13 protein-coding genes are annotated in these 11,835 nt (G+C 63.3%); 10 read left to right on the forward strand and 3 right to left on the reverse strand.

The features are described from left to right. Positions 1 to 4 precede the first annotated feature (4 nt). The 6 genes from VSR68_RS25540 (at position 5) to VSR68_RS25565 (ending at position 4,991) form a co-directional block, all read left to right on the forward strand. A complete protein-coding gene (locus tag VSR68_RS25540; protein ID WP_342942502.1) occupies positions 5 to 631 on the forward strand; it encodes an ABC-type transport auxiliary lipoprotein family protein in 627 nt (208 codons plus the stop codon). A gap of 30 nt (positions 632 to 661) precedes the next feature. After that, complete coding sequence (locus VSR68_RS25545; RefSeq protein WP_342942503.1) at positions 662 to 1,822, forward strand: VanZ family protein; 1,161 nt, start codon at positions 662 to 664, stop codon at positions 1,820 to 1,822. 180 nt (positions 1,823 to 2,002) lie between these two features. Beyond that, positions 2,003 to 2,326, forward strand: a complete 324-nt coding sequence (locus VSR68_RS25550) for a ferredoxin (RefSeq protein ID WP_342942504.1) — start codon at positions 2,003 to 2,005, stop codon at positions 2,324 to 2,326. A 50-nt stretch (positions 2,327 to 2,376) separates the two neighbouring features. Next, complete coding sequence (locus tag VSR68_RS25555; protein WP_342942505.1) at positions 2,377 to 3,021, forward strand: alpha/beta hydrolase; 645 nt, start codon at positions 2,377 to 2,379, stop codon at positions 3,019 to 3,021. A gap of 389 nt (positions 3,022 to 3,410) precedes the next feature. Beyond that, a complete protein-coding gene (locus VSR68_RS25560) occupies positions 3,411 to 4,631 on the forward strand; it encodes a D-alanyl-D-alanine carboxypeptidase family protein (RefSeq protein WP_342942506.1) in 1,221 nt (406 codons plus the stop codon). 90 nt (positions 4,632 to 4,721) lie between these two features. Beyond that, a complete protein-coding gene (locus VSR68_RS25565) occupies positions 4,722 to 4,991 on the forward strand; it encodes a DUF493 family protein (protein ID WP_087734212.1) in 270 nt (89 codons plus the stop codon). A gap of 28 nt (positions 4,992 to 5,019) precedes the next feature. Here the strand turns inward: VSR68_RS25565 and VSR68_RS25570 are convergent, their stop codons facing one another. Continuing rightward, positions 5,020 to 6,042 carry a transcriptional regulator GcvA gene (locus VSR68_RS25570; RefSeq protein ID WP_342942507.1) on the reverse strand — a complete coding sequence of 341 codons (1,023 nt, stop codon included), beginning with the start codon at positions 6,040 to 6,042 and terminating at the stop codon, positions 5,020 to 5,022. A 98-nt stretch (positions 6,043 to 6,140) separates the two neighbouring features. On the opposite strand from VSR68_RS25570, the gene VSR68_RS25575 reads away from it, so the two are divergent. The 3 genes from VSR68_RS25575 to lipA all read left to right on the forward strand — a co-directional run bounded on the left by VSR68_RS25575 (position 6,141) and on the right by lipA (position 8,314). Beyond that, positions 6,141 to 6,467, forward strand: coding sequence for a DUF2917 domain-containing protein (locus VSR68_RS25575; RefSeq protein WP_342942508.1), 327 nt, complete (start codon positions 6,141 to 6,143; stop codon positions 6,465 to 6,467). 76 nt (positions 6,468 to 6,543) lie between these two features. Next, positions 6,544 to 7,311, forward strand: a complete 768-nt coding sequence (gene lipB, locus VSR68_RS25580) for a lipoyl(octanoyl) transferase LipB (RefSeq protein WP_342942509.1) — start codon at positions 6,544 to 6,546, stop codon at positions 7,309 to 7,311. Positions 7,312 to 7,324: 13 nt separating this feature from the next. Next, a complete protein-coding gene (gene lipA, locus VSR68_RS25585; protein WP_342942510.1) occupies positions 7,325 to 8,314 on the forward strand; it encodes a lipoyl synthase in 990 nt (329 codons plus the stop codon). Positions 8,315 to 8,373: 59 nt separating this feature from the next. Here lipA and VSR68_RS25590 read toward each other — a convergent pair whose 3' ends face one another. Both VSR68_RS25590 and VSR68_RS25595 read right to left on the reverse strand, forming a co-directional pair. Then, on the reverse strand, positions 8,374 to 9,702 hold the full coding sequence (locus VSR68_RS25590; RefSeq protein WP_342942511.1) for an IS4 family transposase: 1,329 nt from the start codon (positions 9,700 to 9,702) through the stop codon (positions 8,374 to 8,376). A gap of 233 nt (positions 9,703 to 9,935) precedes the next feature. Continuing rightward, positions 9,936 to 10,709, reverse strand: a complete 774-nt coding sequence (locus VSR68_RS25595; protein ID WP_342942512.1) for a DeoR/GlpR family DNA-binding transcription regulator — start codon at positions 10,707 to 10,709, stop codon at positions 9,936 to 9,938. Between the two features lie 311 nt (positions 10,710 to 11,020). Here VSR68_RS25595 and ugpQ point away from each other — a divergent pair, with 311 nt between their 5' ends. After that, complete coding sequence (ugpQ, locus tag VSR68_RS25600) at positions 11,021 to 11,785, forward strand: glycerophosphodiester phosphodiesterase (RefSeq protein WP_342942513.1); 765 nt, start codon at positions 11,021 to 11,023, stop codon at positions 11,783 to 11,785. The last annotated feature ends 50 nt before the right edge of the window (positions 11,786 to 11,835 follow it).

The following is an 11,835-nucleotide window of genomic DNA, read 5'->3' on the forward strand; positions in this document are numbered from 1 at the left end:
AGCAATGTCACGTTCGAATCACCCACTCTTCATCACGCGCGCCGCGCTCGCAGCCGTGCTGCTCGCGCTCGGCGTGCTCGCCGGTTGCGCGGGCAATCCGGCCGCGCTCGCCGATATCCGCTACGACCTCGGCCCGGCGCCGCTGCCGGGCAGCACGGGCACGATGCCGGCGATCAAGGTGCTCGATGTCACGGCGCCCGCGACGCTCGATTCCGACAAGCTCGTTTATCGGCTCTCGTATGCGGACTCGCAGCAGACGGCCTCGTATGCGACGAGCCACTGGACGATGCCGCCCGCGCAACTGCTGACGCAGCGGCTGCGCAATGCGCTGTCGTCGCGCGGCACGGTGCTCACGGGCGGTGACGGCGGGCACGCTCCCGTGCTCAAGGTGGACCTCGACCAGTTCGAACAGGACTTCGACGGCCAGTCGGAAAGCCACGGCTCCGTCACGGCGCGCACGACACTCTTCGTCGACGGCAAGGTGGTCGGGCAGCGCACGTTCCTCGCGCGCGCGCCGTCGAGTTCGGCTGACGCCGCGGGCGGCGCGCGCGCGCTCGCAGCCGCCACCGACGATCTCGTCGCGCAGATTTCCGCGTGGCTCGGCGTGCAGGCGCTCGTCGCGCAGCAATGACGGACGGACGCGCGGTCATGGGAGCGCCGGATGGCTGACAAGCCGTGGCAGCGCCGGCCGTCGGCGTTTGCGAGGCAGGCGCTCGCGCTCTATGCGGCACTGATCGTCTACGGATCGTGGTATCCGTTCATGGGCTGGCGCTCGCTCGGCATCGGTCCGCTCGACTATCTCTTCGATCCTTTTCCGCAGTACCTGACGGCCTTCGATGTCGTGACGAACGTGCTCGGCTACATGCCGTTCGGCGCGCTCGTAGTGCTCGCCGTCTATCCGCGCTGGCGTGGCGCGCTTGCCGTGGCCATTGCGTTCGGGCTCGGCACGCTGCTGTCGGGCGTGATGGAGGCGGTGCAGACCTGGCTGCCGACGCGCGTCGCGTCGAATCTCGATCTGGCCGCGAATGCGCTCGGCGCGCTGCTCGGCGCGACGCTGATGTCGCCGCTGACGGGCGCGTTGCTCGATCGCGGGATGCTGCGCCGCATGCGTTTTCTGTGGTTCGAGCGCGATCGCACGGCTGTGATCGGGCTCGTGGCCCTGTGGCCATTCGCGACGATGTATCCGTCGCCGCTGCTGTTCGGCCTCGGCGCGTGGCCGCGCGATCTGTGGCTGCGCTTCGATTCGACGATGCAGGACGCGCTGCTCGCATGGACGCCCGCTGCATGGCACGTGCAGGCGTGGCCCGCGTTCGTCGCGTCGTGGCTGCCCGACGATGCGTGGGAAGCCAGCATCACCGCGCTCAATCTGCTGGCGGCAGGCGCGCTCGCGTCGCTGCCGATGCGCGAGCGGGCGCCGCGCGCGCGGCTCCTGATCGCGTTCGTCGTGGCGGCGCTCGTCGTCAAGGCGGGCGCGACGTTCCTGCAATCGCAGTCGGGCCTCGCATTCAACTGGGCGACGCCGGGCGCGCTGATCGGCCTCGCCAGCGGTTTCGTCGCGATGCTGCTGGCGCTGAAACTGCCGCGCGGTTCGCGTGCGGCGCTCGCGGTGATGGCGCTTGCCGTTTCGCTGGTGTTCGTCAATCTGCTGCCCGTCAACCCGTATTTCGATGTCGTGCTCGCGGACTGGCGGCAAGGGCGCTATCTGCACTTCAACGGACTCGCGCGCTGGCTCGCGTGGATGTGGCCGTATGCGGTGCTCGTGTGGGTCGGGCTGTCGGCGGAACACGCATTGCTGACGAGAAGGCGCGGGTCGAGGGCGTGACCCGCGCACCGCATCGTGGATCGCAGTGGTGCGCGGATAGACATCGGCGTGGATATCGCCGTGCGATCTGCGGTGTTCGAGCCCCGTCGTTATAATCGACGGAACCTCATCTCATGCTGCCCAGCGCGCTGTACGATCCGCGCGCGGCGCGCCGTCAACGGATTTCACTCGCCTGTCGCCATGAATTCTTTCTTCAAGTATCACGTCTTTTTCTGTCTGAACCAGCGCGAGCCGGGCGCGTCGCGTCCGTGTTGCGCGAACTGCAACGCGCAGGAAATGCAGGAGTACGCGAAAAAACGCGTGAAGCAGCTCGGCCTCGCCGGTCCCGGCCAGGTGCGCATCAACAAGTCCGGCTGCCTCGATCGCTGCGAGGAAGGGCCGACCATCGTCGTGTATCCGGAAGGCGTCTGGTACACCTACGTCGATCAATCCGATATTGACGAGATCGTCGATTCGCATCTCGTGAACGGCAAGATCGTCGAGCGTCTGCTGATCGACCGTTGATGCCAGCCGCGCCCCGATAGCGACAACAGCGACACCAGCGACACCACAAGATGAATGCACAAACGAAGAAGTTTTTGATCGACGGCCCGGTGGGCAAGATCGAAGTAGCGCTCGACGCACCCGACGCAACGCGCGATGCGAACGCCGCGCCGCGCGGCATCGCGCTCGTCGCGCATCCGCATCCGCTCTTCGGCGGCTCGATGGACAACAAGGTCGCGCAGACGATCGCGCGCACGCTGGTCCAGCTGAACTACGTGACGTACCGCTCGAATTTTCGCGGCGTAGGTGAAACGCAAGGCACGCATGACGCCGGCATCGGCGAACGCGACGATCTGCTCGCCGTGCTCGACCATATGCGCGCGCAGCCAGGCCAGGCCGATCTGCCGCTCGTGCTCGCGGGCTTTTCGTTCGGCACGTTCGTGTTGTCGCACGTCGCCGCGCGGCTGCGCGAAGAGGGCAAGGAAATCGAGCGGATGGTGTTCGTCGGCACGGCGGCGAGCCGCTGGGACGTCGCGCCCGTGCCGGAAAACACGATCGTCATCCATGGCGAAACCGACGATACCGTGCCGATCCAGTCCGTTTTCGACTGGGCGCGTCCGCAGGAACTGCCCGTCATCGTGATTCCGGGCGCCGAGCATTTCCTGCATCGCAAGCTGCATATCCTCAAGCGCATCATCGTCGACGCGTGGCGCTGATTCGCGCGCGCTCGCGCATGACAAAACAAGGGCGGCCGCGTGCCGCCCTTCGTCGTCATAAAGCCCGCGCAATTGCGGGAAAAACTCGTTGCGACGCCACAAACTCAAGGCTAATTGTCAGGCAGCCGCTTGTATAATGAGCGCTCTTTTTTTGGGCGCAGCGTTGCCCGTCTGGTGGATCGAATCGCCTCTCCGTGAGTCTGGACGGCGGATTCGGCGCGAGATGCGAGGCGCGCTGCGCGAACCGACCGCGAACCGATAGTCTGACGAGCAGTCAAATCGACGCCGCACCGTTTGCGCGCGGCGGCGCCTGCGAATCCGGCATCACGCGAACATCCGAACTGCGCGTCCTTGCGCACCCAGAACATACTTCTGCCCGAACCGATCCTATGCGCTTTTCGAACCCCGGCCATTCCAGCCTCGCTTCCTTCATTCCGCAAACCGTCGCCAGCAAGCTGGCTTTGGGGCTCGTTCTGCCCGCTGCGCTCGTCGCGAGCAGCGCGTTCGCTCAGGTGCCGCCGCCGGGCGTAAACGCGCGCTCGTGGGTGCTCGTCGATGCAACCAGCAACCAGGTGCTCGCGTCGGGCAATCCGGATGAGCGCGTCGAGCCGGCGTCGCTGACCAAGCTGATGACCGCGTATCTGGTGTTCGAGGCGCTGGGCTCGAAGAAGATCACGATGGATCAGACGATCAATCCGAGCGAAGCGGTGCGCCGCGTGAAGACGGATGAATCGCGCATGTTCATCGAGGCGAACAAGCCCGTCACCGTTCACGACCTCGTCTACGGGATGATCGTGCAGTCGGGCAACGACGCGGCGATCGCGCTGGCGGAACTGGTGGGCGGCAGCGAATCGCAGTTCGTCAACATGATGAACGCGGAAGCGCAGAAGCTCGGCATGACGCACACGCACTTCTCGGACGTGAACGGCATGCCCGATGCGCAGCACTACACGACGGCGGGCGACCTCGCGATCCTGTCCGCGCGCCTGATCCGCGATTACCCGGATTACTACAACATCTTCTCGGTCAAGGAATTCACGTATAACAAGATCAAGCAGCCGAACCGCAACCGTCTGCTTTGGATCGACCCGACCGTCGACGGCCTGAAGACGGGCCACACGCAGGCGGCCGGCTACTGCCTGATCGCGACCGCGAAGCGTCCGCTGGCGGGCGTGCCCGATGCGTCGCGCCGTCTCGTCACGGTGATGATGGGTGAGCAGAAGGAGCACGACCGCGTGCAGGACAGCCTGAAGATGCTGAACTACGGCTACTCCGCGTACGACGCGGTGCGTCTGTACAAGGCCAGCCAGGTCATCGAGACGCCGCGTGTCTACAAGGGCTCGCAGGATACGGTGAAGCTCGGCGTGAAGTCCGATCAGTACATCACGCTGCCGAAGGGCATGGGCGACAAGGTCAAGCCGCAGGTCGAGCACGCCGATCCGCTGATCGCGCCGATCACGGAAGGCCAGCAGGTGGGCAGCGTGAAGTTCGTCGCCGACGGCAAGACGCTCGCGCAGGTTCCGCTGGTCGCGCTGCAGGCTGTGCCGCAGGCGGGCATCGTCGGACGCGTGTGGGATTCGATGATGCTGATGTTCAACAAGAAGAAGTAAGCCGGCAACAAGAACAGGATCTGCGGCTTGCTTTTTTTCCGCGCGCAATCATATGTGAGTGATTGCGTGCGGTGAGTGAAGGAGTCGAGGATGAGTCCCGTGAACGAATCATTGATAGATTTTCCCTGCGATTTCCCCATCAAGGTGATGGGCAAGTCGCACCCGGATTTCCAGACGACGATCGTCGAGGTGATCCGCCAGTTCGACGGCGGTTTCGACGCGACGCGTATCGAAGTGCGGCCGTCGAGCGGCGGTAACTATACCGGTCTGACGGTGACGGTGCGCGCGCTGAACCGCGAGCATCTCGACGACATCTATCGGGCGCTGACCGGGCATCCGATGGTGAAGGTCGTGCTGTAAAGCGTCTTGAAGCACAGGCGGCAGCGCGCTAGCGCTCCGTCTGCGCCGCTGCTGGAAGCTGGACGTGCAATGCGTCCGGTGCGGTCTGCGTCCCTTTGTTTCCCGGTGTCCCCTGTATTGCCGAGCGCATCGCGTTTTCGGTGCACACCTTTTCGAAGAGCTTCCTGAAGCGCGCCACTTCGTCGAACACCCAGTCGTGGAACGCCTTGACGCGCGTCGTCTGCAACATCTGCGGCGGACAGATGAAGAAGTACTGCCACGGGCTCGGAGCGACGATGTCGAAAAGCCGCACGAGCCGCCCCGCCGCGACTTCGTGCATCGCGAGCGACCGGCGCGTCAGCGCGACGCCCTGGCCGTCGATGGCCGCCTGCAGCAGATTCGACGAATCCTGATACAGCACGCCGCGCTTCGGCTCGGGCCAGTCGGTGAGCCCGGCCGCGTCGAACCACGGACGCCAGAGCTCGTCGTCCGAGCGCAGCAGCGTCACGTTGGCGAGATCGGCGGGCGTTTTCGGCAGATTGCCGCCGTTGAAAGTCGGTGAGCAGGCGGGGAAAAACACCTCTTCGAGCAGCAGTTCCGTGTGCAGCCCAGGATAGTTGCCGTAGCCGAAGCGGATCGCCGCATCGACGTCGTCGCGGCCGAAATCGGTGAGCGCGTTGGTCGACAGCAGTTCGAGATCCCATTGCGGATTCGCCTCGATGAAGCTGCCGATGCGCGGCGTCACCCAGCGCGCCGCGAACGACGACAGCATCGACACGACGAGCCGGCGGTCGCGGTCTCCGGCGCGAATCTCGCGCGTGGCTTCCGCGAGCGACACCAGCGCGGTGCGCACCTGCGCGGCATAGCGGCGGCCGACATCGGTGAGCCGCACGCGCTTGCCGTCGCGAACGAAGAGCTTCACGCCCAGTTCTTCCTCGAGTGCGCGGATCTGATGGCTCACCGCGCCGTGCGTGACGAAAAGCTCGTCGGCGGCGCGCGAGAAGCTCTCGTGACGGGCGGCGGCCTCGAAGGCCTTGACCGCGTTCAGTGCCGGCAATTGACGAAGATCCATCGCAATTTTTCTCACAAAGCCGTGAAAAATGATCGTTTGGCGTAAACCCTTGCCACGCCTACGATTGTAGCCATGAAGCGATTTTTGGCGAGGCCATCATGCGAGAAATTTCCTCTAGCATCACGTTTGAAATCGTAGCCGGCGAAACCGTTCCGATGAAAGTCACGCGCAGCACGCGGCTGGCCGTCTCGGGCGCCGCGGTATGGGTGACGCGCAGCGACGATGTCGAAGATTACTGGCTCGAACCGGGCAAGACGCTGCGTCTGCGGCGCGGCGAGCGGCTGTGGCTGTCGGTCGAGCGGGGCACGCAGGCGCGCGTGGCCTTCCTCGTGCCGACGCGTCCCGACGAGAAGGCGCTCAACTGGTTTGCACGCGTCAGCGAACGCTTCGGCGCGTGGCTTCGTTCGGGATGGCGTACCGTCTGAGCGCGCCGCTCTGCGATACCGCTCATTGTCCTCCGGGCCGGCGAGGCGCGCAGGTTTTCGGTAAACTCCCGAAATCATGTGTGCCACGCCGGTTTCATCGTCCCCCGTCTCTCCGAGTTCCAATCAGCCTGACGCCGCTGCGCAAGCCCGTTGCGCGCAGCCGGTGACGGTGCGCTGGCGCGGCTCGGAGGACTATCAGGCCAGCTTCGACGCAATGCGCGCGTTCACCGACGCCCGCACGCCCGAAACCTCAGACGAAATCTGGCTCGTCGAACATCCTCCCGTTTTCACGCTCGGCCAGGCCGGCGACCCCGCGCATCTGCTCGCTGCCGACAGCGGCATTCCGCTCGTCAAGGTCGATCGCGGCGGGCAGATCACGTATCACGGTCCCGGCCAGGTGGTCGCGTATCTGCTGCTGGATTTGCGCCGCCGCAAGCTGATGGTGCGCGAACTGGTGACGCGGATCGAGCAGGGCGTGATCGACACCCTCGCGGCGTATAATCTCGCGGGGGAACGCAAGGCCGGCGCGCCGGGTATCTACGTTGCGCCAGAGCAGCCGGAAGCAGGGCTGCACGTCGGCGCGAAGATCGCCGCGCTGGGCCTGAAGATCCGCAACGGTTGCAGCTATCACGGCGTGAGTCTCAACGTGAAAATGGACCTGCAGCCGTTTCTCGCCATCAATCCGTGCGGTTACGCGGGGCTGGAAACAGTCGACATGGCGACGCTCGGCGTCGCAGCCGGCTGGGACGACGTAGCCCGGACTCTGGCAGCAAGCCTCATCGCCAACATCGACGGCCGTCCCGCAGCCGTCGACCAACCGCAGGCGGGCGCCATCGCCGCCTGACTGGAACGAACGAATGACTGACGTTACCGCGAATCCCGCAGCTTCGAACGCCGCTCCGGCGCCTTACGACGCTACCGCGAAGCAGAAGGCACAAGCCAAGACTGCGCGCATTCCGATCAAGATCGTTCCGATCGAAAAACTCAAGAAGCCCGACTGGATCCGCGTAAAGGCGGCGACGGGCAATTCGCGTTTCTACGAGATCAAGCAGATTCTGCGCGAGCACAATCTGCACACGGTGTGCGAGGAAGCGAGCTGTCCGAACATCGGCGAATGCTTCGGCAAGGGCACTGCGACGTTCATGATCATGGGCGACAAGTGCACGCGCCGTTGCCCGTTCTGCGACGTCGGCCACGGCCGTCCGGATCCGCTCGATCACGAAGAGCCGGGCAACCTCGCGCGCACGATCGCCGCGCTGAAGCTGAAGTACGTGGTGATCACGAGCGTGGACCGCGACGATCTGCGTGACGGCGGCGCGGCGCACTTCGTCGAATGCATCCAGAAGACGCGCGAGCTGTCGCCGGAAACGCGCATTGAAATCCTGACGCCGGATTTCCGCGGCCGTCTCGATCGCGCTATCGGCATCCTGAACGCCGCACCGCCCGATGTGATGAACCACAACCTCGAAACGGTGCCGCGTCTGTACAAGGAAGCGCGTCCGGGTTCGGACTACGCGCATTCGCTGAAACTGCTGAAGGACTTCAAGGCGCTGCATCCGGACGTCGCAACCAAGTCGGGCCTGATGGTCGGTCTCGGCGAAACGGAAGAAGAAATCCTGCAGGTGATGCGCGATCTGCGCGAGCACAACGTCGACATGCTGACGATCGGCCAATATCTGCAGCCGTCGGAGCATCATCTGCCCGTGCGCGCGTATGTGCATCCCGACACGTTCAAGATGTACGAGGAAGAAGCGTACAAGATGGGCTTCACGCATGCGGCTGTCGGCGCGATGGTGCGCTCGAGCTATCACGCCGATGTGCAGGCGCACGATGCTGGCGTGGTTTGAGCGCATGCTGTAGTAGCAGTCGGTTGAAGCAAAAAAGCCCGCGAATGCGGTAATGCCGTTCAGTTAATGTCCTTGTTAAGGTATCGGACGGTGTAACGTTTGGGGCGGGATTTGACGACCCGGTCGCATGCGCGGCCGGGTCGCTTTTCATTGGGAAGAGACTTGAGCCGGTCCCGCAGACGCTGAAGGCATGCAGGCAATTTTGCGTAGGCCGGCGTGAGGGCGGCCCACATCATTTCGTGCTGGATCGTATGGAGCGCTCGCACGAAGCTGATATCGGTCGGCGCGAGTTTCGCTTCCCATGCGGCGCTGGCGATCTCACGGCGGATCAGGTTGTAGGCGATCAACGCGCCCCAGATCTCCTGATAAACCCCTTCGACGGTACGACTGCGCAAGGTCAACTCTGAACCCAGCATCGATTGCTTGAGCTCCCCGTAACTGGTTTCGATTCGCCAGCGGCGCTCGTAGCAAGCAACGATATCGGCGGGTTTAAAGCGTCGGCGATCCCCGAGCGAAGTCAACAGCACGCGTTCGCGTCCGCGCGCGTCGATGGCCCGGATCGCTCGCGCATTCCAGAATTCGGGCAAGGCCGGACACTTCTTGCGCGCCTGCTGCGAGACGCGCATGCGCACCATTGCATCGTCTGCCGTACCGGCGATCACTTCCCAGCAGGTATTGGACTTGGCGGGAATCAGAAAGTGGCGATTACGTCCGTTCATCGTCAGGCCGCACAGGATCTCGGTGGCCAGAAAGCCCTTGTCGAACACCGTCAGCGAATCGTCTGGTATCTGCGGCAGCAGGCTCTTGGCGTACACCATTTCGTTGGTGTCGTAGCAGCCAAAGTTGATGTCGGCCACCAGATGCGTCGGGATCGCAGTCAGCGTTACCGCACGCACCTGTGGATAGCTGGCCACCTTGCCACTCGCATAGCCCTGCGCGCCAAAGTGCTCACGGTTGGCCGCACTGTCGGGCGTGCGCAGCGTGGTGCCGTCCATCGCCCACAGACTTAACCCCTTGAACGCATGGTGAGCCGCGTCCTGAGTCGTCCACGCCCGCGCCGTCTGCTCAAACAGCCAGGCCATCGGTGCCTCGCCGATGCGTTGGCGTGCCTGCACCACCGCACTCTTGCTGACAAATGGCGCGGCCTCGTTGGGCAAGGCCAGATCGAGACTATCGAGCACCTCGCTAATCGACCAGTGCCGGTACATCGCCAGCGCGATGACTAACCACACCACCTGCTCAGCAGGCAAGCGCCGGCGCCGAATACTCGCCGCCCCCGTAGCCTGCACCGCCCGTTCGATCCATTCGTAGGGCAGATGCTCAGCCAGCCGGCTGAGGTCGGCCGGCTGTTGCGCATCGAGCAGGAAGGTCAGGTGACTGGAGAGCATCGCGCCGAAAAGTTAACAGCTCGGCGCCTCGTTTACAACATCTTCCCGGAACAAAAACAAAAATGCCGTTCAGTGCTTAACTGAACGGCATTACCGCGAATGCGGGCTTTTTGTTTGGTTTGGTTCATAACGCTGCGCGCACCAACCCATGAAAATGTGCGATCTTTAAAACGCACAAAAATACAACAACGCAAAGTTACGCAAGACGAGACCGGACCGGACCAACTGCAAAGTCACGCAAGAATCACCTTGCCCACTTTGCGTTTGAGTTGTGCGAATGCCGCGACGTCTGCCGCTTTCCGATTGGTAATCAGCAGATCGATTTTTTCAGGTGCGCAATACGCGATGCGGCTGCGCTGACCGATCTTGCTGTAGTCCGCGAGTATCACGACGCTGTCCGCGTTGCCGACCATCGCGCGCGCGACTTCCGTTTCCGCTCGGTCGTAGTTGCTTGCGCCATGCTTCGGGTCCACGCCGACGGGTGACAGCAACGCAATGTCCGCGCGATAACGCTGGATGTCGAGAATGGTCGTATCGCCTGCTGTGGACAACGCGCGGTCGCTGATCGAACCGCCCAGCAGAATGACCTCGTTCGCCCACGATTCGCGCTGCTCGGGCGCGCCGCGCATCTTCATCGCGACATCGATCGAATTGGTGATGACGGTAAGGTTCGCGAGCTTCGCCAGTTCATCGGCGAGCGCTGCGGTCGTCGTGCCTGCGTCGATGAAGAGCGTCTGTCCGCTTGCAACGACACTCGTCGCGGCCTTCGCGATGGCTTTCTTCGATTTCACGTGCGTCTGCGCGCGCTCGGCGATGGGCGCTTCGTCGGCGGGCTTGATCGCGCCGCCGTGCACGCGCCGAAGTTCACCGAGCGCTTCGAGATCGAGCAGGTCGCGCCGCACCGTTTCTCGCGATACGCCGAGGTCCGCCATGATGCGCTCCGTCGATACGCGATTGAGTGTGGACAGCAGCGCGCGTATTCTCTGATGACGATCTTCCTGCCACATGCGTGATCTTCCTCGCCTGTTGTTCAACGTTGTGCGGCCGTCGCGTTTGTATGCACGGGATGACTATCAATTCATTGTGTCGGAGCGATGTCAAAGCGCGTGACGACGCAATACGTGTGTACTTTTGAGTTGTACTTTTTTGGGAGCTTGCAAGTTTGGGTATTTGAATTTAGCCTTCGCATTCTGAGGCCTTTGCGGCCGACTTGAAACAAGCCAAACATTCGCGATCCTCAGAATAAGATACACCGTCACAGTCGACGGGCACACCACGCAGGCCGCAGTTCCATCAGATCATTGTGAAGGCACGCACGATGAGCAACGGGATCGATCAGGCACTATCCGCAGACTGGCCTTATCCACGGCTCGTCGCACATCGAATCGGCGGCAAGCTGGCGCCGGAGAACACCCTTGCAGGCTTTGACGCATGCATCCGTTTCGGCTACAGGATGATCGAGTTCGACGCGAAGCTCTCGTCCGACAACCAGGTCTTTCTGCTGCACGACGACGATCTCAACCGCACGACCAATGGTCGCGGTCCCGCCGCGCAACACACGTGGCAACAGCTCGCATCGCTCGATGCGGGCGCGTGGTTCGATGCGCGCTTCAAGGACGAGCGTTTGCCCACGCTCGCGCAAGTGGCGGCGCGCTGCGAGCGCGAAGCGATCGCTGCCAACATCGAAATCAAACCGTGTCCAGGCCGCGACGAGATCACGGGGCGTCTCGTCGCGCTCGCCGCGAAGGACTTGTGGCGCGCACGAAAGCCGCTTCTCTCTTCGTTTTCCTTCGACGCGCTCAAAGCCGCGCGCGATGCGACGCCATCGCTGCCGCGCGGCATGCTGTTCGACGCACTGCCCCGCGACTGGCTGCGCATCGTGCGCGAACTCGCGTGCGTATCGCTGCATGCGAATCACCGGCATCTCACTCAACAGAACGTCCGCGCGATGCGCGATGCCGGGCTGCGCGTGCTCGCGTACACGGTGAACGATCCGGCGCGCGCACGCGAACTCGCGAAGTGGGGCGTCGACATGATTTGTACCGATCGCCTCGATATGATCGGCGAGGACGTCGTCAGCTAAGTGTGCAGAGACACAGACGTCGATAACCCGTTTTCCTAACGTAGCAATTT

Source organism: Paraburkholderia phymatum, assembly GCF_038900715.1.
GTDB classification, from domain to species: domain Bacteria; phylum Pseudomonadota; class Gammaproteobacteria; order Burkholderiales; family Burkholderiaceae; genus Paraburkholderia; species Paraburkholderia phymatum_A.